This window comes from Geodermatophilus sp. SYSU D00697 (genome assembly GCF_054050175.1).
Window position 1 is genome coordinate 15592 of record NZ_JBJGYV010000045.1, and the last position, 20243, is coordinate 35834.

The 20243-nt window shown below is 74.3% G+C and carries 18 protein-coding genes and 1 pseudogene; 16 read left to right on the forward strand and 3 right to left on the reverse strand.

From position 1 onward, the window contains the following. Positions 1-58 precede the first annotated feature (58 nt). The 6 genes from ACI79C_RS23845 to ACI79C_RS23870 are packed head-to-tail and all read left to right on the forward strand — an operon-like array spanning position 59 to position 5476. Positions 59-919 (forward strand): branched-chain amino acid ABC transporter permease, encoded by an 861-nt coding sequence (locus ACI79C_RS23845; RefSeq protein WP_456948181.1) that lies wholly within the window; start codon positions 59-61, stop codon positions 917-919. Further along, positions 916-1971, forward strand: coding sequence for a branched-chain amino acid ABC transporter permease (locus tag ACI79C_RS23850; RefSeq protein WP_456948182.1), 1056 nt, complete (start codon positions 916-918; stop codon positions 1969-1971). Before ACI79C_RS23845 ends, ACI79C_RS23850 begins: the two co-directional genes overlap by 4 nt. Beyond that, positions 1968-2726: an ABC transporter ATP-binding protein gene (locus ACI79C_RS23855; protein WP_456948183.1), complete on the forward strand. Its 759-nt coding sequence runs from the start codon at positions 1968-1970 to the stop codon at positions 2724-2726. Before ACI79C_RS23850 ends, ACI79C_RS23855 begins: the two co-directional genes overlap by 4 nt. Continuing rightward, positions 2723-3487 carry an ABC transporter ATP-binding protein gene (locus ACI79C_RS23860; protein WP_456948184.1) on the forward strand — a complete coding sequence of 255 codons (765 nt, stop codon included), beginning with the start codon at positions 2723-2725 and terminating at the stop codon, positions 3485-3487. The genes ACI79C_RS23855 and ACI79C_RS23860 overlap by 4 nt, the downstream gene beginning before the upstream one ends. Positions 3488-3521: 34 nt before the next feature. Then, a complete protein-coding gene (locus ACI79C_RS23865; protein WP_456948185.1) occupies positions 3522-4520 on the forward strand; it encodes an LLM class flavin-dependent oxidoreductase in 999 nt (332 codons plus the stop codon). A gap of 38 nt (positions 4521-4558) precedes the next feature. Then, positions 4559-5476, forward strand: a complete 918-nt coding sequence (locus ACI79C_RS23870; protein WP_456948186.1) for an alpha/beta hydrolase — start codon at positions 4559-4561, stop codon at positions 5474-5476. 51 nt (positions 5477-5527) lie between these two features. Here the strand turns inward: ACI79C_RS23870 and ACI79C_RS23875 are convergent, their stop codons facing one another. Together ACI79C_RS23875 and ACI79C_RS23880 are read right to left on the reverse strand one after the other, a co-directional pair. Next, positions 5528-7435, reverse strand: coding sequence for a helix-turn-helix domain-containing protein (locus tag ACI79C_RS23875; RefSeq protein WP_456948187.1), 1908 nt, complete (start codon positions 7433-7435; stop codon positions 5528-5530). Between the two features lie 82 nt (positions 7436-7517). Beyond that, positions 7518-9485: an AMP-binding protein gene (locus tag ACI79C_RS23880; RefSeq protein WP_456948188.1), complete on the reverse strand. Its 1968-nt coding sequence runs from the start codon at positions 9483-9485 to the stop codon at positions 7518-7520. Between the two features lie 214 nt (positions 9486-9699). On the opposite strand from ACI79C_RS23880, the gene ACI79C_RS23885 reads away from it, so the two are divergent. The 10 genes and pseudogenes from ACI79C_RS23885 (at position 9700) to ACI79C_RS23930 (ending at position 18868) form a co-directional block, all read left to right on the forward strand. Further along, a complete protein-coding gene (locus tag ACI79C_RS23885) occupies positions 9700-10947 on the forward strand; it encodes an LLM class flavin-dependent oxidoreductase (RefSeq protein ID WP_456948189.1) in 1248 nt (415 codons plus the stop codon). 1 nt (position 10948) lies between these two features. Further along, positions 10949-12256: a bifunctional 3,4-dihydroxy-2-butanone-4-phosphate synthase/GTP cyclohydrolase II gene (locus tag ACI79C_RS23890; protein WP_456948190.1), complete on the forward strand. Its 1308-nt coding sequence runs from the start codon at positions 10949-10951 to the stop codon at positions 12254-12256. Positions 12257-12287: 31 nt separating this feature from the next. Next, entirely contained in the window at positions 12288-13220 is a 933-nt protein-coding gene (locus ACI79C_RS23895; RefSeq protein ID WP_456948191.1) for a fumarylacetoacetate hydrolase family protein, read from the forward strand. A gap of 15 nt (positions 13221-13235) precedes the next feature. Then, a complete protein-coding gene (locus ACI79C_RS23900; protein ID WP_456948192.1) occupies positions 13236-13388 on the forward strand; it encodes a hypothetical protein in 153 nt (50 codons plus the stop codon). Between the two features lie 9 nt (positions 13389-13397). Further along, complete coding sequence (locus ACI79C_RS23905) at positions 13398-13718, forward strand: redoxin domain-containing protein (protein ID WP_456948198.1); 321 nt, start codon at positions 13398-13400, stop codon at positions 13716-13718. Between the two features lie 27 nt (positions 13719-13745). Then, positions 13746-14648 (forward strand): annotated as a pseudogene (locus ACI79C_RS23910) (NAD(P)-dependent oxidoreductase); the annotation flags it as partial. Next, positions 14645-15115 carry a GlcG/HbpS family heme-binding protein gene (locus ACI79C_RS23915; RefSeq protein ID WP_456948193.1) on the forward strand — a complete coding sequence of 157 codons (471 nt, stop codon included), beginning with the start codon at positions 14645-14647 and terminating at the stop codon, positions 15113-15115. The pseudogene ACI79C_RS23910 and the gene ACI79C_RS23915, both read left to right, overlap by 4 nt. Then, positions 15112-15978 (forward strand): FAD binding domain-containing protein, encoded by an 867-nt coding sequence (locus tag ACI79C_RS23920; protein WP_456948194.1) that lies wholly within the window; start codon positions 15112-15114, stop codon positions 15976-15978. Before ACI79C_RS23915 ends, ACI79C_RS23920 begins: the two co-directional genes overlap by 4 nt. 71 nt (positions 15979-16049) lie before the next feature. Next, positions 16050-16526: a (2Fe-2S)-binding protein gene (locus ACI79C_RS23925; RefSeq protein WP_456948195.1), complete on the forward strand. Its 477-nt coding sequence runs from the start codon at positions 16050-16052 to the stop codon at positions 16524-16526. Then, positions 16523-18868 (forward strand): xanthine dehydrogenase family protein molybdopterin-binding subunit, encoded by a 2346-nt coding sequence (locus tag ACI79C_RS23930; protein WP_456948196.1) that lies wholly within the window; start codon positions 16523-16525, stop codon positions 18866-18868. Before ACI79C_RS23925 ends, ACI79C_RS23930 begins: the two co-directional genes overlap by 4 nt. 35 nt (positions 18869-18903) lie before the next feature. Here ACI79C_RS23930 and ACI79C_RS23935 read toward each other — a convergent pair whose 3' ends face one another. Further along, a complete protein-coding gene (locus ACI79C_RS23935; protein WP_456948197.1) occupies positions 18904-20004 on the reverse strand; it encodes a LacI family DNA-binding transcriptional regulator in 1101 nt (366 codons plus the stop codon). Positions 20005-20243: the final 239 nt, after the last annotated feature.

Here is a 20243-nt window from a genome sequence, read left to right on the forward strand (position 1 = left end):
TCGCGACAGCCACGGGGCGGCCGGTCCGTCCGGCGGCACCCCACCAGGAAGGAGGCGCATGGACCAGTTGCTCTCCCAGCTCGTGCTGGGCCTCGTCAGCGGCGCACTGCTCGTGCTGCTCGCGCTCGGCCTGAACCTGATCTTCGGGCTGCTGGAGTTCATCAACTTCGCCCACGGCGCGCTGTACATGGTGGGCGCCTACGTCACCTCGTACCTGGCCGCGGCGACCGGCAGCATCTGGCCGGCGCTGCTCCTGGTGCCCGTCGTGATGGCCGCGCTGGGTGCGGTGCTGGAGCGGACGATCATCAAGCCGATGTACGGGCGCGACCAGGTCGACGCCCTGCTGCTCACCTTCGGCCTGACCTACATCCTCATCGAGGGTGTGCGGCTGATCGCCGGCTCCGGTGGCCGCCGAGTCCCGTCGCCGGGCCTGCTGGACTTCCAGGTCCCCCTGGGGTTCGGCCGGCCCATCCCGGCCTACCTGCTGTTCGTCGTGGTCGTCGTCGGCCTGGTCGTCGCCGGGCTGTGGCTGTTCCTGCAGCGCACCAACGTCGGTCTGGTCGTGCGGGCGGGCATCCGCGACCACGTGATGATCCGGGCGCTGGGTGTGCGGTTCGACCGCTACCGCACGCTGGTGTTCGCCCTCGGTGTCGCGGTGGCCGGCATCGCCGGCGTCCTCACCGGGCCGATCACCGGCGTCTACCCGGAGATGGGCGCCGACATCCTCATCCTCGCGTTCGTGGTGGTCGTGGTCGGCGGCATGGGCAGCTTCTGGGGCGCCGTCGTCGCCGGGCTGCTGATCGGCGTCCTGGTCTCCGTGACCACCCTCTACGCGAGCATCTACGCCGGGATCGTGCCGTTCGTGCTGATGATCCTGGTGATGACGTTCCGACCGCGCGGCCTGCTGGGGGCGACATGACCGACCTGCGGACGTCCGCCTCGGACGGCACCCCGGAGACGGGGGCGGCGGCGGTCACCCTCGCCCGTGCCAGCGGCAGGGGACCGGCGCGCTGGACCTGGGGACAGCTGGTGCTGCTCGTGGTCCTCGCGGTGGTCGTCATGTTCACCGTCCCGAACCCGAGCCTGGCCATCGGCATGCTCGTGTACGGCCTGTGGGCCGCGGGGCTGAACCTGCTCGTCGGCTACGGCGGCCTGGTGTCCTTCGGCCACGCGCTGCCCTTCGCCTGGGGTGGCTACGCGGCGGGGCTGGTGCTCCTGCACGTGAGCACCAGTGCGTGGGTCGCCATGCTGGTCTCGGCGCTGAGCATGGCGGTGCTCTCCCTGCTGGTCGGGGCGGTGTGCCTGCGCCGGTCCGAGGTGTACTTCTCGATGCTCACGCTGGCCTTCGCCCAGCTCGGCTTCTTCATCGCGCTGCAGTGGGACAGCGTCACCCGGGGGGACGACGGGCTGTCGGGGATCCCCGTCTCGACACTGTGGCTCCCGGGCGTCAGCATCGAGCTCAACGCGCTGCGCGACCCGCTCACGTTCTTCGTGTTCACCGCGGTGGTCGTGCTGGTCGTCTTCGCCGCGCTGATCCTCTACACCGAGTCACCGATGGGCCGCGTGCTGCAGGCGATCCGGGAGAACGAGGAGCGGGCCCGCGGCTGCGGCTACAACACCCGCCTGGTCCAGCTGGTCACCTTCGTCGTCGCCGGCACGGTCGCCGGGCTGGCCGGTGGCCTGTTCGCGATGCTGAACAACTTCGTCGGCCTGCAGCCGTACTGGCTGCTGTCCGGCGTGGTGCTGTTCATGGTGATCCTCGGCGGCCGGGCGTCGCTGTTCGGGCCGTTCCTCGGGGCGGTCGTCTACCTGCTCCTGGAGAGCAGCCTGAGCCGCACGTTCGCCTCCTGGCAGCTGATCGTCGGCGCGATCTTCGTCCTCTGCGTCCTGGCCTTCCCGCAGGGGCTGTGGGGGCTGCTCACACAGACACTGCCCGGGTTGTTCCGGCGGGGACGGGGGGCGGCACGGTGAGCCGGCCGGCCAGCGACCTGGTGCTGCAGGCCGAGGGGCTGGACCGCTCCTTCGGCGGCATCCACGCGGTGGACGACGTCTCCCTCGAGGTCCCCGAGGGCAGCCTGCACGCGATCATCGGCCCGAACGGCTCGGGCAAGACGACGCTGTTCAACCTGCTCACCGGGCACACCCGGCCCAGCGCCGGGCGGGTGCGGTTCGCCGGCGAGGACATCACCGGCATGCCGTACTCGAAGGTGGCCCGCAAGGGGCTGGCGAAGTCCTACCAGATCACCACGGTGTTCCCGCTGCTCACCGTCTTCGAGAACGTGCGCATCGCGGCGCAGGCGGCCTCCCACTCCTACGTGTTCTGGCGCCCCGCCGACGGGATCAAGGCGGTCACCCGGCGCACCGAGGAGGTGCTGGAGCGGATCGGGCTGGCCCGCGACCGGGACCTCATCGCCAGCAACCTCTCCCACGGCGACCAGCGCCGCCTCGACCTCGCCATCGCGCTGGCCACCTCGCCCCGCCTGCTCCTGCTCGACGAGCCGACGGCGGGGATGAGCCCACCGGAGACCGCCGCGACCGTCGAGCTGGTGCAGGAGCTGAACCGGGACGTGACCATCCTGATGATCGAGCACAAGATGGACGTGATCCTCTCGATCGCCGACCGGATCACCGTCCTGCACCAGGGGCGCAAGCTCTTCGAGGGGACGCCGGAGGAGGTCCGGACCCATCCCGAGGTCCAGGCCGTCTACCTGACGGGCAGCCGGTGAGCACCGCCCAGGGCGCCGGCCGCGCCGAGCGGGCGGACGCCGCCGGGCAGGCGCTGCTCGAGGTCGAGGGCATCCAGTCCTACTACGGGCTGGCCCACGTGCTGCAGGGCGTCTCGCTGACCGTGCAGCAGGGCGAGCTGGTCGCGCTGCTCGGTCGCAACGGGGCCGGCAAGACCACCACGGTGAAGTCGATCATGGGGCTGGTCACCGTGCGCGGCGGGCACATCCGCTGCGCGGGCCGGGACGTCGTGGGGCTGCCGGCCGAGACCGTCGCCCAGACCGGGGTCGGCTACGTCCCCGAGGACCGCCGGATGTTCCCCGGGCTCACCGTGCGGGAGAACTTCCGCCTCGCTGCACTGGGCTCGCGCGTGCCCAAGGCCGAGCAACAGGCGGCGGTGCAGCGGGCCCTGCAGGTCTTCCCCCAGCTCGAACCGCACCTCGACCGCGACGCCTCCCGGCTCTCGGGCGGCCAGCAGCAGATGGTCGCCGTCGGCCGGGCGCTCATCTGCGGGCGCAACCTGCTGCTGGTCGACGAGGTGACCCAGGGGCTGGCGCCGAACATCGCCGCCGACATGGGGACCACCCTCCGGCAGATCGCCGACGGCGGGCACGGCGTCCTGCTCGTGGAACAGAACGCCCAGATGGCCCTCGAGCTCGCCGACCGGGTCTACGTCATCGACTCCGGCGTGATCGTGCACTCGGGGAACGCCGCGGAGCTGCGCCGCGACCCCGCCTGGATGGAGCAGTACCTCTCGCTGTGACCGTCGTCCACCCCCGAGGGAGACCCCTGCCCGCATGGCCGAGACCGGCGTCGCGCTGCCCACCTTCGTCCCCGCGCGGACCTGTGAGTTCGTGGAGCTGGCCCGGGTGGCGGAGGAGGCCGGTTACGCCGCCTTCTACACGACCGAGTCGCTGACCGACACCCTGTCGATCGACCTGGCCATGCTGCTGGGCACCAGCCGCATCCGGGTCGGCAGCTGCGTGGCGATCAGCTACCTGCGCCACCCGGTCGTCACCGCCCAGATGGCGGTGACCGCCGCGGACCTCTCCGGTGGCCGGTTCGTGCTGGGCCTCGGCCTGGGGCACAAGGTCCGGCTGGCCGCGCTCGGCGTCGAGGTGGGCCGCTCCAGCGAGGACCTGCCGGCCTACGTCCGGGACGTCAAGGCCGTGCTGACGGGCCGCGGCCGGGAGCGCTACCCCGACCTCCCCCCGCAGGTCTACCAGGGGGAGCTGCTGGACTTCCGGCTCCCGGAGCATCCCGTGCCGGTGTACACCGCCGCGGTCGGCCCGAGGATGGCCGAGGCCGGGGCGATGGTCTCCGACGGGGTCATGGCCTGGCTGGTCCCCCGCTCGGGCCTGGCCGTGCTGGCCGCGGCCACCGCCCGCGCGGGGGAGCGCACCGGCCGGCCGGCGCCGGTGGTGGAGGCCACCGTGCACGCGTTCGTCACCGAGGACCTGGCGGCGGCGCGGGACGCCGCGCGGGCCTCGCTCGGCTACTGGGTCGGGCTGCCCAGCTACAACAGCGCGCTGGCCCGCGCCGGCTACGAGTCCGAGGCCGCGGCGATCGCCGCCGCGTTCGCCGCCGACGACCAGGCCGGGCTGCGCGCGGCGATCTCCGACCGGCTGGTCGACGAGTACTGCCTGGTCGGGCCGCCGGCGCGGTGCCGGGAGCAGCTCGCGGCCTGGCACGAGACCGACGCGGCGACCGTCGCCGTCGTCCCGCACCCGGTGGAGGGCGACGAGGGCTACGTCGCCGCGGTGCGCCGGGCCATGACCCAGCTCGCCCCCCGCTGAGCCGTCAGTGGGGAGTGGTGGATGGAGGAGGAGTCGCCATGCCGGAGGACGTGCAGTTCTCGAGTGAGGGCACCACGGTCCGGGGCCACCTGTACCTGCCCCCGGGCGAGGGGCCGTTCCCCCTCGTCGTCATGGCCGGCGGCTGGTGCTACGTCAAGGAGCTCGTCCAGCCGACCTACGCACGGGCGTTCGTGGACCGGGGGTGTGCGGCGCTGGTCTTCGACTACCGCAACTTCGGGGAGAGCGACGGGACCCCGCGCCAGCACCTGGACCCGTGGCGGCAGATCGAGGACTACAAGAACGCCATCAGCCACGCCGAGACCCTCCCGATGGTCGACCGCAACCGGATCGGGGTCTGGGGCATCTCCTACAGCGGCGGCCACGCCCTGGTCGTGGGGGCGACCGATCCCCGGGTGCGGGCGATCGTCTCCACCATCCCGGTGGTCGACGGCTGGCGGACGATGGAACGGGTGCACGGTGCCCTCGGTTTCCGGCGGCTCCGCGAGACGGTCCTGGCCGACCGCCGTGCGCGCTTCGCCACCGGGGAGCACGGCACGATCCCCATGTCGAGCGAGGATCCGGCGGCCGAGGCGTGCGTCTGGCCCTTCCCCGAGGTGACCAGCGGCTTCGCCGGGCTGAAGGCCACCGACGCGCCCAACCACGAGCACTGGAACACCGTCCAGTCGGTGGAGCTGCTCTGGGACTACACCGTGTTCCCCTACGTGCGGCGCATCCTCGACACGCCGACTCTGATGATCGTGGCCGAGAACGACGACATCACCGCGTGGGACTGGGAGATCGACGCGTTCCACCGGATCCCCACGGCGAAGAAGGAGCTCTTCGTGATGAACGAGAGCTCCCACATGGTCATGTACACGAACAAGAGCCACCTGGAACTCGCCGCCGAGCAGGGCGCCCGGTTCCTGGGGGAGCACCTGGGCGGCTCCGCGCGCTGACCCGGCCTCGACCGGCGGCGGGCCGGGCCGCCCGTCAGGCCGGGCCGCCGGTCAGGCGGGGTCGCCGAGGACGGCCTCCACCATGAGCGCCAGCTGCAGGTGCAGCAGCGCCTGCGGGTCGCTGAGGTCCAGGTCGAGCAGCTCCTCCACCCGCCGCAGGCGGTAGGCCACGGTGTTGGGGTGCACGTGCAGCGCCTTGGCGGTGACCGAGACGTTGCACCGGTGGGACATGTAGGAGTCCAGCGTCGCCCGCAGGCTGGTCTGGTGCTGCCGGTCGTAGGCCCGGACGGTGCCGAGCATGGAGTCGGCGAAGGACTGCAGCTCGCGGGGGCGCTTGACCTGCAGCAGCAGCCGGTAGGCGCCGATCGTGTCGAGGGAGACCACGCGGTCGCCGCGTTCGGAGTGCTGCACGAGGTCCAGCACGCCGCAGGTCAGCCGGTAGGCGTCGCCGTACTCGTGGACGTCGGTGCACGACGGCCCCACGCTGATGGTCGCCGTCCACCCGCTGGCGTAGGCCTGGATCTCCCGGCGGAGGTGCTCGGCGAAGTCCTTGGCGCAGCGGGTGCACTCCCCGTCGTCCCACAGCACCACGACGTGGTCGCTGCGCGTGGCGGTGAGCGTGGCACCCCGCCAGGCCGCACCGGTCCGCTGGACCAGGGACAGCAGCGCGCGCTGGGCGTAGGCGGCCCGGTCCTCGGAGTCCGCGCCGGTCGCGCCGGGGGTGGGGTCGCGCCGGATCACCAGCACGGTGTGTGGCCGCGACAGGTCCGAACCCAGCTGGCGGGCCCGGGCGAGCAGCGCGTCGGAGGAGTGGGTGCCGGGGTCGAGGAGGTCGTCGAGGAAGTCGCGGGAGAGCCGCCACTCGACCTCCTGGGCGGTGCGCTCCTTGAGCAGCGCCAGCGCCACGACCGCGGCGGCCCGGGTGAGCGCCCGCCGCTGCGCCGGCCCCAGCGGCTGTCCCGGCGGCAGCGCCCAGAGGTGCCCGGCGGTCTCCTCGTCGACGACGACGGGGACCACCAGCCCCTCGGAGCCTGCGGGCCGGCCCTCCTCGGCCGGGACGTCGACCGCCTCGACGTCCACCTCGTCGCCGACCCGTGCCCGGGCTCGGGCGTAGGCGTCGGCGACCTGACGCTGGCCGGTGTCGGGCCGGCCGACGCCGCAGGCCGAGGCCAGGAGCCGGCCGCCGGCGTCGTCGATCGCGACCCCGCACCGCAGCTTCGCCGCGACCGACTCGGCGATCGCCTTCAGTCCGCCGCCGCGCAGCACGATCCGTAGCAGCGCCTGGTGGTCGTCGTCGGCGCGGCGCTGGGCGTCCAGCTCGGCGGTCAGGCCGCCGGCCTCGGCGGCGAGCCGGTCGGCCCGCTCGCGGGCCTCGGTCACCCGCCGCGTGGTCTCGATGGCCAGGCCGGCCTGGTTGGCCATGCTCTCCATGAGGATGATCTCGCGCGCGGAGAAGTCGTGCTTGTCCACCGTGTAGCAGTTGACCAGCCCGAACGGGACCTGGCCCACGACCAGCGGCACCGCCAGCAGCGACGAGTACCCCTGCTGGGCGGCGACCGTCTCCCACGAGCGGGACGGCGCGTCGGCGGCGATGTCGAGCACGGTGACCGGCCGCTGCGCGCGGAAGGCGCGGCTGGAGGGGCCCTCGCCGGTGTCGCCGGGGCGCAGCAGGATCGGCGTCCGGGCGTTGATGGCGTCGATGTACTCCTGGGACAGGCCGTAGGAGCCCTGGATGATCAGCGCCTCCCGCACGGGGTCGGCGACGAAGACCGCGCAGAAGTCGTAGCCGGTCAGCCGGGCCGTGGTCCCGGCGATCAGGTCCAGCAGCTCGGCCTGCGGCACGGCCCGGTTGGCCGCCCGGGTGATCTCGGCGATCGCGTCCAGCCACGAGCTCAGCTCGGCGGCGGCCGGTTCACCGGCGAGGAGGACGTCGGCCTCGGCGAGTGGCGGGTGCACCACGACGGATCCCTCCTCCACGGCGCTGTGTTGCAGGTCACGCCACTCTACGGACACCGCAACCCCCTGTTCCGCTTTCCACTCGTCACCGGACCGGCGCGGTGTCCGTGCGCGGCCACCCGTCGAGGACGGTGAGGTCCTCCATCGAGGAGAGGTCGCCCGCCGGCGTCCCGAGGTAGGAGGCCCGGGCCACGCGGCGCAGGATCTTGCCGTTGCGGGTCTTGGGCAGTGCCGGGACGACGTGGACCGCGCGCGGGGCCATCGCCCTGCCCAGGGCCGCGGTGAGCACCTCCTGCAGCGCCGGGACGGCGGCGTCGGGGTCCACCTCGTCGTGCAGCACGACGAAGCAGACCAGCGCCTCGCCCTTGACGTCGTCCGGGACCCCGACGGCGGCGGCCTCGACGACCCGCTGGTCGTCGACCAGCAGCGACTCCACCTCGGCGGGACCCAGCCGCTTGCCGGCGACCTTGATCGTGTCGTCGGACCGGCCCAGCAGGTACCAGTACCCGTCGGCGTCGACGTAGGCGAGGTCGCCGTGGTGCCAGATGCCGGGGAAGCGCTGCCAATACGCCTCCCGGTAGCGCTCCTCGTCGTGCCAGAAGCCCCTGGTCATGCCCGGCCACACCGAGCGGACGACGAGCTCGCCGATCTCCCCGCGGACCGACTGCCCCCGCTCGTCGACGACGTCGGCGCGGACGCCGAGGGTGGGCCCGGCGAACGAGGCCGGTTTGACCGGCAGGAACGTCGAGCCGCACAGCAGCGACCCGCCGATCTCGGTGCCGCCGGAGATGTTGACGATCGGCGCCCGGCCCTTGCCGACGTGCTCGGCGCACCAGTGCCAGGGGCCCACGTTCCAGGGTTCCCCGGTGGACCCGATCGCCCGCAGGTCCGGGAGGTCGTGCCGGTCGGGCCAGGAGTCGCCGTGGGCCATGAGCGCGCGGACGACGGTGGGGGAGATGCCCAGCACGGTGGTGCGGCTGCGTTCGGCGACCGCCCAGAGCCGGTCGGGCCGGGGCCAGTCCGGCACCCCCTCGAAGAAGACGGCGGTGCCCCCGTTGCCCAGCGCCGCCGCGATGACGAACGACCCCATGACCCAGCCCATGTCGGTCAGCCACAGCATCGCCGCGGTCTCGTCGACGCCCATGGCGTGCCGCGCCTCGAGCGCGACCTTGAAGGGCAGGCCGGCGTGGGTGTGCACGCAGCCCTTGGGCCGGCCGGTGCTACCGGAGGTGTAGAGCAGCAGGCAGGGCGCGTCGGCGTCCATGGGCTCGGCCTGCTCCACCGGCTCGGCCACGGCGCACGCGTCGTGCCACCACCTGTCCCGGCCCGGCGTCATGGGGACGTCGACCCCGAGGCGGCGCACCACCAGCACGGTGTGCAGGCCGGGCAGGCCCCGGACGGCGTCGTCGGCGACCTCCTTGAGCGGCACCGGCCGGCCGCGGCGCGGAACGGCGTCGCACGTGACCAGGACCGAGGCGCCGGAGTCCTCGAGCCGGGCGCGCACCGCCAGCGGCCCGTAGCCGCTGAACAACGGCACGACGACCGCGCCGATCTTGGCGGCGGCCAGCACGGTGGCGATGGCCTCGGGCACCATCGGCAGCAGCAGGGCCACCACGTCCCCGGTGCCGACGCCCGCGGCGCGCAGGGCGCCGGCGGCCGCGTCCACGGACGACTTCAGCTCGGCGTAGGTGAGCGTGCGGGTGGCGCCGTCGTCCCCCTCCCACCAGACGGCGCGGGCCGCGCCGCGCCCCTCCCGGACCCAGCGGTCGACGGCGAAGTCGGCCCAGTTCAGCTGCCCGCCGACGAAGAAGCGGGGGTGCTCGGGGCCCCGCGACAGGTCGAGCACGGTCTCGTAGCGGCGCATCCACGGGATGCCGAGGTCGGCCATCCCCGCGGCCCAGTACCACTCGGGGTCGGCGGCCGCCCGCGCGGCGAACTCGTGCGCGTCGGTGATGCCGTGCCGGGCGGCCATCCGCCCGGCGGGCGAGGCCGCGAAGGCCCCGGGCGGGGGCGTCCAGGCCACCGGCAGGCCCTCGAGTTCGTCGATGGACACGCTGTCTCCCAACCGACCGGGCGGCCCCGGGACCGCCGTCCAGGGCGGCCAGTATCGAGTGGCCGGAGGCCCGACCGGCTTGTGTGCAGGCACAAAGGAGGACGCGCAGACACTGTCGGGACCTCACGTGCCAGGCCCCGCCGTCCTCCGTAGCGTCCCTGCTCGACCGGGGTGACCCACCCCACAGTCCGGACGGAAGCGGAGGCCGGCGGCCATGGTGAAAGTGATCCTGCAGCTCTACCCCCAGGTGGCCGCGACCCGCGAGGAGCGGATCGAGCAGCGGCCCCTCGGCCGGGACGCCGAGCGGTACCAGGCGCTGATCCGCGAGATGCCGACGATCGTCCGGGCGGCCGACGAGCTGGGCCTGTGGGGGATCTCCTCGATCGAGCACCACTTCCACAGCGAGGGCTACGAGGTCGGCCCCAACCCCGGCCTGCTGGACGCCTACTGGGCGGCCATGACCACGAACATCCGGGTCGGCCAGCTCGGCTACACGATGAGCGCGCAGAACCCGTTCCGCGTGGCCGAGGACGTCGCCGTCATCGACCACCTGTCCGGCGGCCGTTCCTTCTGCGGCTTCTCCCGCGGCTACCAGGCGCGCTGGACCAACATCCTCGGCCAGCACCTGGGCACCCGCGCCACGCTCTCGCCGTCGGGCAACCAGGAGAAGATGGCCGAGCTGGACGAGGCCACGAAGGCCGCCCGGTTCTCCGACGACCAGGTCAACCGGGAGATCTTCGAGGAGAACGTCGAGCTGGTGCTCCAGTCCTGGACCCAGGACAGCGTCGAGGCCAAGGGCCGCTGGCAGGTGCCCTACCCCTACGACGAGGGCGTGGACTGGACGATGACCGCGACCCGCGAGCTCGGCGCACCGGGCGAGATGGACGAGCACAACCGGATCCGCCGGGTCAGCGTCGTCCCGAGCCCGCTGCAGAAGCCCTACCCGCCGGTGTTCGTCTCCAGCAACGCCAGCAAGGAGACGATCGAGTACTGCGGCCCGCGCGGCTTCATCCCGACCTACTTCTCCAAGATCGAGCGGGCGGCCGAGTTCGGGGCGGCCTACGTCGACGCCGCGGCCGGCGCCGGCCGGGAGTACGCGCTCGGCCAGAACCAGGCACTGGTGCGCTGGGGGCAGATGGCCGAGACCGAGGACGAGGCCCGCCGCATGGTCGCCGAGTACGACGTCGACATCTTCCGCGACCTGTACGCCGGCACCACGCCGATGAAGTTCGACCCGGCCAACCCCGTCGACTCCGTCGTGAACTCCGGGTTGTGGGTGGTGGGCACCCCGGAGCAGGTCCGCGACCAGTACGTCGAGCTGTGGCGGCAGCTGCCGGCCGAGTACGTCGTGCTCATCTACCACTGGGCGCAGCAGCCGGCCGAGAGCGTCGTGCGCCAGCTGGAGCTGTTCATGGAGCACGTCAAGCCCGCGCTCGACGAGATGACCCCCTACGAGGCCTGACGTGGGCGACGGGACGCCGGCCGCCGGCGAGCCGCGGTTCGACCCGGTCGAGCTGGCGGTGCAGGAGATCGCCGACGGCGGCATGGTCGTGGTGGTCGACGACGAGGACCGGGAGGACGAGGGCGACCTGGTCATGGCCGCCGCCCACGCCCGCCCGCCGGACCTCGCCTTCATGGTCCGGCACGGCTCCGGTGTGGTGTGCGTGGCGCTGACCGGGGAGCGCTGCGACGACCTCGACCTGCCGCTCATGGTGGGCGGCGGCAACACCGAGTCGCACCGGACGGCGTTCACCCACACCGTGGACCTCGCGGCGGGGACGACGACGGGCATCTCGGCGGCCGACCGCGCCGCGACGATCCGCGCGCTGGCCGACCCGGCCGTGGGCGCGGCGGCCTTCAACCGGCCCGGTCACGTGTTCCCGCTGCGGGCCCGCGAGGGCGGCGTCCTCCGGCGGGCCGGGCACACCGAGGCGTCGGTGGACCTGGCGCGGCTGGCCGGGCTGGAGCCCGCCGGGGTCATCTGCGAGATCGTCAACGACGACGGCACGATGGCCCGCCGTCCCGACCTGTTCCGCTTCGCGGCCGAGCACGGGCTGCCGATCATCACCGTCGCGGACCTGATCGCCCACCGCCGGCGCGCCGACGCCCTGGTGGAGCGGACCGGGGACGCCCGCGTGCCCACGCCGTGGGGGGAGTTCCGGTGCATCAGCTACCGGTCGGTCCTCGACGGCACCGAGCACGCGGCCTTCACCCTCGGGGACGTCGCCGGCGAGGAGGAGCTCCTCGTGCGGGTGCACAGCGAGTGCCTGACCGGCGACATCTTCCGGTCCCTGCGCTGTGACTGCGGCCCGCAGCTGGAGGCGGCGATGGCCCGCGTGGCCGCCGCGGGGCGGGGCGCGGTGGTGTACCTGCGCGGTCACGAGGGCCGGGGCATCGGCCTGGGGCACAAGCTGCGCGCCTACGACCTGCAGGACGCCGGGCGGGACACCGTGGACGCCAACCTCGACCTCGGTGTCCCCGTCGACAGCCGCGAGTACGGCGTCGGGGCGCAGATCCTCGTCGACCTCGGCGCCCGCCGGCTGCGGCTGCTCACCAACAACCCGGACAAGTACGGCGGCCTGGCCGGCTACGGGCTGGAGGTCGTGGCCCGCGAGCCGCTGCAGACCGAGCCGAACCCGGAGAACCTCGTCTACCTGCGCACCAAGAAGCGGCGGATGGGCCACCTGCTGGAGGGCCTCGAGGACCCGCCGGCCGCCGTCCCCCCGCCGGCCCGCGACCTGTTCGCGGGGTCCGGCTCCGCGTTCGTCTGACCCCCGACCCGCTCTCCGAGGAGGACCCCCCGTGCGCTGGACCACCTACGTCTCACCCTCCGACGGCCAGGATCACCCGGCGGTGCTGGTCGACGGCGCCCTGCACGGACTGCGCACGGCTCCCCGGCTGCTCGACCTGCTGGGCGACGACGGCGAGCTGCTGGCCCGGGCGGCCGAGCAGGCGCGGTCCGACCCGCTCGACGTCGTCCCCGAGGCAGAGGCCCGGCTGCGCGCGCCCGTCCCGGTGCCGCCGTCGGTCCGGGACTTCTACGCCTTCGAGACCCACGTCCGGACCTACCGGGAGGCCAACGGCCTGCAGATGGACCCCGACTGGTACCAGCGGCCGGTCTTCTACTTCCAGAACCCGGCGGCGGTCCGGGGCGCGCGCGACGACGTCCCGATGCCGCCGGGCTGCACGGACTTCGACTTCGAGCTCGAGTTCGCCGCGGTCATCGGGCGCACCGGGGCCAACCTGACGCCCGACGAGGCCGAGCAGCACATCGCCGGGTACCTGCTGTTCTGCGACTGGAGCGCCCGGGACCTGCAGGCCCAGGAGGTCCGCCACAGCATGGGCCCGGTCAAGGGCAAGGACACCGCGACCAGCCTCGGGCCCTGGCTGATCACCCCCGACGAGCTCGAGCCCCGCCGCCGGGGGAAGTCCTTCGACCTGCAGATGCAGGCCTCGGTGAACGGCTCGATCTACAGCAAGGGCAACGCCGCCGACCTCTACTGGAGCTTCGGCCAGATGATCGCCTACGCCTCGCGCGGCACCGAGGTGCGCACCGGGGACGTCATCGGTAGCGGGACGGTCGGGACCGGCTGCATCCTCGAGCTGTCCACGGTGCACAGCTCCGAGCAGTACCCGTGGCTGCGACCGGGGGACCAGGTGCGGCTGGAGGCCGAGCTGCTCGGCGCCATCACCGCGACCATCACCGAGCCGCAGCCGCTGCACCCGCTGGAGTGACGTGAGGAGGACCCGGTGTACGCACCCCCGCCCGCCGTCGACGTCGGTGACCGCGCGCCCGCGTTCCGGCTCCGGCACACCTTCGACGACGACGTCGACCTGGCCGAGCGGCTCCGGCACGGCCCCGTCGTCCTGCACTTCTACGTCTTCGACTTCGGCAGCGTCTAGACGGCCGAGCTGTCCCAGTTGGGACACCGGGCCGAGGAGATCCGCGCACTGGGCGCCGACGTCCTCGCGGTCGCCGTCACCGCGACGTTCTCGCAGCAGGCCTTCGCCCGCTCCCTGGGCGTGGACTTCCCGCTGCTGTCGGACTGGGACCGCACCGTGTGTGCCGACTACGGGGTGCGCTACGACGTGTGGAAGGGGCACGCCGGCCTGGCGAAGCGGTCGGTCTTCGTCATCGACCGCGACGGGGTGGTCCGGTACCGCTGGGTCACCGACGACGCCCTCGTCCTCCCGGACCTCGACGCGGTCGTGGCGGCGCTCCGGGACCTGTGAGGCGACCGCGACCGGCCGGCACGGACGGCCCGGGAGGCCGAGATGACGACCGTGGGCATGGTGGGGCTCGGGATCATGGGTTCAGCGATGGCCGGCCACCTCCTGGCCCGCGGCCACGCCGTCGTGGGGTACGACGTCGACCCGGGCCGGGTGCGGGAGCTGGTCGAGGCCGGCGGCACTGCCGCGGCCTCGGCCGGCGAGGTGGCCGCCGCGGCGGACCTGGTCCTCACCTCGCTGCCCACGGCGGACGCCGCCCGCGAGGTGGTCGCCGCGCTGGCGGACGCCGGCCGCCCGGGGCTGGTCGTCGCGGAGACCTCCACGCTGCCCCACGAGGTCAAGGAGGCGTGCCGACGCCGGCTCGCCGAGGCCGGGGGTGTGCTCCTGGACTGCCCGCTGAGCGGCACCGGCGCGCAGGCCCTCGAGCGGGACGTGGTCGTCCTCGGCAGCGGCGACGAGGCGGGGTTCGAGCGGATCCGCCCGGTCCTCGAGGCCGTCGCCCGCTCGGTGCGGTACCTGGGGCCCTTCGGTTCCGGCTCGACGATGAAGCTGGTCGCCAACCTGCTGGTGGCCGTGCACAACGCCGCGACGGCGGAGGCGTTCGCGCTCGGCGAGGCCGCCGGGCTGGACCCGCAGCAGCTCTACGACACCATCCGTGACGGCGCGGGCAGCTCGGTGATCTTCGAGAAGCGCGGCCGGCTGATGGTCGACCGGACCTACGAGCCGGCCACGGCGAAGGTCTCGATGTTCGTCAAGGACGTCGGCGTCATCGCCGAGTTCGCCGGCCGGCTGGGCCTGGACACCCCCGTGCTGGCAGCCGTCCGCCCGCTCTACGACCGTGCCGTCGAGCTCGGGCTGGCCTCCGCCGACGCGGCGGCGCTGCTCGAGGTGCTGGGCGCGGACTGCGACCGATCGAGGGAGGAGCGCCGATGATCACGCTGGAGCAGGCCGAGGTGGTGGCCTCGGCGACGCTGGCGCACGGGCGGTCCATGGGCGCCGCACCGCTCACCGTCGCCGTCCTGGACGCCGGGGGGCACCTGGTCACCCTCAAGCGCGAGGACGGCTCGGGGATCCTGCGCCCCCAGATCGCCACGGCCAAGGCCTACGGCGCCCTCGGGATGGGGCTCAGCTCGCGGGAACTCGGGGTGCGCGCCGAGCGGCAGCCGGTGTTCTTCACGGCGCTGGCCGCCGTCGCCGACGGCCGGTTCGCGCCCGCCGCGGGCGGTGTCCTGCTGCGCACGCCCGACGGCCGGGTCGTCGGTGCGGTGGGCGTCAGCGGCGACGTCTCCGACGTCGACGAGGTCTGCGCGCTCGCCGGGGTGACGGCGTCGGGCCTGCACTCCGACCCCGTGGTCCCAGGGGACGGGGTGTCCGCGCCGCCCGCCGGCAGCGGCCGGTGAAGGCCGCGCCCTTCGACCACGTGCGCGCCGGGTCCGTGGCCGACGCGCTGGCCGCGCTGGGCTCGGCGGAGGACGCCCGCGTCCTGGCCGGCGGCCAGAGCCTGGTGCCGGTCATGGCGCTGCGCCTGGCCACCCCCGCCCTGCTGGTCGACATCACCCGGATCCCGGAGCTGCGCGGCTCCCGACGGGAGGACGGCGTCCTGAGCGTCGGCGCCGCGGTGACCGACCGGGAGCTCGAGCGGGACCCGGAGGTCGCCGCTGCCCACCCGCTGCTGGTCGCCACCCTCGGGCTGGTCGCGCACCCGGAGATCCGGGCCCGCGGCACGCTGTGCGGGTCGCTGGCCCACGCCGACCCGGCGGCCGAGCTGCCCGCGCTGCTCCTGGCCACCGACGGCGAGGTGGAGGTCGACGGGCCCGCCGGGCGGCGCCGGGTGGCCGCGGCGGACTTCCTCACCGGGCCGTTCAGCACCGCGCTCGACGAGGGGGAGATGGTCGTCGCCGCGCGGTTGCCGCTGCCGGCGCCGGGGGCGGCCTGGACCGTGGACGAGGTCTCCCGCAGGCGCGGCGACTTCGCCCTCGCCGGCGTGGTGTGCGGGGTCGAGCGCGACGAGGCCGGCCGTTGCTCGCGTACCCGCGTGGTGCTGTTCGGCGTGGCCGGGACGCCGGTCCGGTCGACCGGCGCGGAGGAGGTCCTCATGGGGGAGCGGCCGACGTCCGCCGTCCTGGACGCCGCGGCCGCGGCCGCGTTCGACGGCGTGGACGTGGTCGGCGACGAGGTGCACGCCTCGGCCGGCTACCGGCGGGAGGCCGGCCGGGCGCTGGTCCGGCGGGCGCTGGCCGCCGTCACGGGGGAGGCAGCGTGACCACGGGAGGCAGCGTGACCACGGGAGGCGGCGGAAGTGCGGGAGGCGGCGTCCACGGGCAACCGGTCCGCGTGCGGCTGGAGGTGAACGGCCGGCGCGAGTCGGGCTCGGCGGAGCCGCGGACGACGCTGGCCGACTTCCTGCGCGGCGAGCTCGGCCTCACCGGCACCCACGTCGGCTGCGAGCAGGGCGTGTGCGGGGCGTGCACCGTCATCCTCGACGGGGTGGCGGTCCGCAGCTGCCTGGTCTTCGCCGTGCAGGCCGACGGGAGCGCGGTGGAGACCGTGGAGGGTCTCGGCGGCGACGAGATGCACCCGCTGCAGCGCGCCTTCTGGGAGCGGTCGGCGGTGCAGTGCGGGTTCTGCACCCCCGGGCTGCTGATGACGGCGCTGGCGGCGCTGCGCGAGCGGCCGGACTGGGACCGCGCGGCGCTGCGCGAGCGCCTCGGCGGCAACCTGTGCCGCTGCACGGGCTACCAGACCGTCGTCGACGCCGTCCTCGCGGCCGCGGCGGAGCTGCCGGCCTACGGCGGGGGAGCCGGCCGGTGAGCGGGCCCCGGTACGTCGGGCAGCGGGTGCGCCGCAGCGAGGACCCGCGGCTGCTGGCCGGGCGCGGGCGCTTCGTCGACGACGTCGACGAACCCCGGCAGGCGGTCGTGGCCTTCGTCCGGTCGCCGATCGCCTCGGGGCGGATCGTCGCGGTCGACACCGCCGCGGCCGAGGCCGCGCCCGGGGTGGTGGCGGTGCTGACCGCGGCCGACCTGGCCCCCTACTGCCCGGGCTGGCGCGGGCTGCTGTCCTGGCCGGGCATGGTCGCCGGGGAGCAGACGGCGTTGGCCACCGGCGTCGTCCGGCACGTGGGGGAGCCGGTCGTGCTGGTGGCGGCGGGCAGCCGCGCCGAGGCCGAGGACGCCGCCGAGCTCGTCGTGGTCGACTACGAGGAGCTGCCCGCGGTGCTCGACCCGGTCGCCGCGCTGGAGCCGGACAGCCCGCTGGTGCACGAGGACCTCGGGACCAACCTCTGCTTCGCCGCCCCGTTCGGCACCGGCGACGTCGACGCGGCCTTCGCCGGCGCCGCCGCGGTGGTCGAGGTGGCGGTGCAGACCGGCCGGCACACCGCCGTCGCCCTGGAGACGCGGGGGGTGCTGGCCTCCTTCGACCGGGACGAGCGCACGCTGACGGTGCGCGTGTCGACGCAGGCGCCGCAGATGCTGCAGACCCTGTACGCCCGGTTGCTGAGCCTGCCGGAGAACGCGGTCCGGGTCATCACCGAGCACGTCGGCGGCGCGTTCGGGATGAAGGCGTTCGTCTACCCCGACGAGATGGCGGTCGTGACCGCCTCCGTGGTCCTCGGCCGGCCGCTGAAGTGGACGCAGGACCGGTTCGAGTCGCTGCAGTCCGACACCCAGGCCCGGGACGAGCAGGTCACCGCCGCCCTGGCCGTGGACGCGGACGGCCACATCCTGGGGCTGCGCTCCGAGGTGGTCTCCGACGCCGGGGCCTACTCGATGTACCCACGGGGCTGCGTCACCGAGGGCGTCCAGGTCGCGACGATCATGCCGGGGCCCTACCGGGTGCCGGCCTACTCCTCCTCGCTGCGCGTCGTCTTCACCCACAAGACCCCGCTCGCGGTCTACCGGGCGGTCGGCCACCCACCGGCGATCCTGGTCATGGAGCTGCTCGTCGACGAGGCGGCGCGGGAGCTGGGGCTGGCCGCTGACGAGATCCGCCGGCGCAACCTGCTGCGCCCCGACGACCTGCCGTACACCTCGCCCACCGGGAACGTGTACGACTCCGGGTCGCACCTGGAGTCGCTGGAGCGGGCCGTCGCGATGGTGGCCGACGGCGTCGAGGAGCGCCGCAGGGACGCCGAGCGGCGCGGCTGCCTGCTCGGCGTGGGCTTCTCCTCCTTCGTCGAGCTCTCCGCGCCCGGGGCGATGTTCTACGGCGCGAAGGGGGCGCCGATCACCGCGCACGACCAGGTCGAGGTCACCGTCCAGCCCGACGGGTCGGTGACCGTGCTGCTCGGCACGCCCGGCCAGGGCCAGGGGCTGCACACCACGGCCGCGCAGGTGGTGGCCGACGGCCTCGGCGTCCGCCTGGAGGACGTCCGGGTGGTCTCCGGCGACACCCGCGTGGTGCCGCACGGCAGCGGCGTCTGGGCCAGCCGGTCGGCCGTCGTCTCGGTCGGTGCCGCGCACGCCGCGGCCGTGGAGGTGCGCCGGCGGCTGCTGGTCCTCGCCGGGCACGTCATGGAGGCCGACCCGGACGACCTGGAGCTCGTGGACGGCGTCGTCGGGGTCCGCGGCGTCCCGGCCACCGGGACGCCGGTGAGCGAGGTCGCCGCCGTGGCGTACTGGGGCACCCACACGCTGCCGGCGGACGTCGAGGTGGGGCTGGGCGCGGTCGGCTCGTACTCCGGCCCGCCCTACACCTTCAACAACGGCACGCACGTCGCCGTCGTGGAGGTGGAGCGCGGGACCGGCCTGGTCCGGGTCGTCGACTACGCGGTGGTCGAGGACTGCGGCGTGCTGGTCAATCCCGACGTCGTCGACGGCCAGATCCGCGGCGGCATCGCCCAGGGCCTGGGCGGGGCGCTGCTCGAGCGGGTGGTCTACGACCCGATCGGCCAGCCGCTGACCTCGACCCTGCTCGACTACCTGCTGCCGACCGCGGGGGACCTGCCCGACATCCGCATCGAGCACATCGAGACCCCCGCGCCCACGACGACCCTCGGGACGAAGGGGGTCGGGGAGGCCGGCACCGCGGGGGCCCCCGCGGCGCTGCACTGCGCGGTCAACGACGCGCTCGCGCGGGCCGGCGGTGCGCGGGTCTGGTGCCAGCCGATCCGCCCGGAGGAGGTGCTGGGGGCGCTCGCCGCGGCCCGCTGAGGCCGGCTCACCCGGCCCCGGGCGCGCCTGCCGGCTCAGCCGTTGCCCGGGCGGTCCACCGTGGCGCGCCGCACCAGGCTGGTGGCGAAGACCTGCTCGCGGCCGGGGCCGAGCTCCCCGGTGTGCTCGATCCGCTCGGCCAGCATCCGGGCCGCCGCGCGGGCCATGTCGCCGATCGGCTGGCGGAGGGTGGTCAGCTGGAAGACCTCCCACGCCGCCATCGGGATGTCGTCGAACCCCAGGATCGACACGTCGTCGGGGACCCGGACGCCGAGCGAGAGCGCCGCGTCGATCGCGCCGAAGGCCACGACGTCGTTGCCGCACACGATGGCGGTCGGCGGCTCGGGCAGCCGCAGCAGGTCGCGGGTGTGCTGGTAGCCGCTCTGGTGGGAGTAGGTGCCCTCGCGGACCAGGGCCGGGTCCAGGCGCGCCCCGGCGCCGGCGAGCGCCTCGGTGAGCCCGGCCCGGCGGTCCCGGCTGGTCGAGGTGTTCGACGGCCCGCTGATGAGCGCGATGCGGCGGTGGCCGAGGTCGAGCAGGTGCCGGCCCCCCACCACCGCGCCGCCGTGGTTGTCGCTGATCACCCGGTCGACGTCCAGGCCGTCGATGTACCGGTTGAGCAGCACCGTCGGCAGCCCGCGGCGCTGCAGCTCGACCGCGACCCGGGAGCCCAGCGTCGCGGTGGTGACCAGCACCCCGTCGATGGAGCGGTCGAGCAGCCGCTGCAGCGTCTCCTGGCCGGAGAGGACGTCGGTCCGCTCGGTGAGCAGCACCACGCGGTAGCCCAGCAGCTGCAGCTCGTCGTAGACGGGGGTGAGCAGCGAGGGGAAGAACGGGTTGGTCAGGTCGGAGACGACGACCGCGACGGTGCGGGTCGACCGGGAGACCAGGCTGCTGGCCAGCGAGTTGGGCACGTAGCCCAGCCGCCGGGCCGCCTGGTCCACCTTGCGCCGCGTCTCCTCCCGCACCCTCGGGTCGCCCCGCAACGCCCGGGAGACCGTCGACTGGGAGACGCCGGCCGCGCGGGCGACGGTCCAGCTGGTGGGTGGGGTGTCCGGCGTCCGCCGGTCCCGGGGACCGGCCCCGGGCAGCGGGGTGGGGTCGTCGGGCGCGATCGCCGAGGACTCGGCGCTCACCGGTCGGCCCCGCCCGGACGGGGTGCGCCCGCGGCCGGGCCGGTGCAGGCGGTGGACATGGCTTCCCCCTCGGGTCGTGCGGGTGACGAGTGGCCGGACGCCGTGGGCGCCGCCGTGGCGGGACCGTCCGGTGCACCGCACGGTGTGGGACCCCCTGGTGCGCGGCGGCTCCGGGCGTCCCGCGGGTGCCGCGCCGCCGCCGCCACCGGCGCGCTGATCGTCAGCCAGTGCACCGGGGC

Coding starts and splice junctions, on each gene's coding strand:
- ACI79C_RS23845 (WP_456948181.1), top strand. CDS start 59: ATGGACCAGTTGCTCTCCCAGCTCGTGCTGGGCCTCGTCAGCGGCGCA.
- ACI79C_RS23850 (WP_456948182.1), top strand. CDS start 916: ATGACCGACCTGCGGACGTCCGCCTCGGACGGCACCCCGGAGACGGGG.
- ACI79C_RS23865 (WP_456948185.1), top strand. CDS start 3,522: ATGGCCGAGACCGGCGTCGCGCTGCCCACCTTCGTCCCCGCGCGGACC.
- ACI79C_RS23870 (WP_456948186.1), top strand. CDS start 4,559: ATGCCGGAGGACGTGCAGTTCTCGAGTGAGGGCACCACGGTCCGGGGC.
- ACI79C_RS23915 (WP_456948193.1), top strand. CDS start 14,645: ATGATCACGCTGGAGCAGGCCGAGGTGGTGGCCTCGGCGACGCTGGCG.
- ACI79C_RS23885 (WP_456948189.1), top strand. CDS start 9,700: ATGGTGAAAGTGATCCTGCAGCTCTACCCCCAGGTGGCCGCGACCCGC.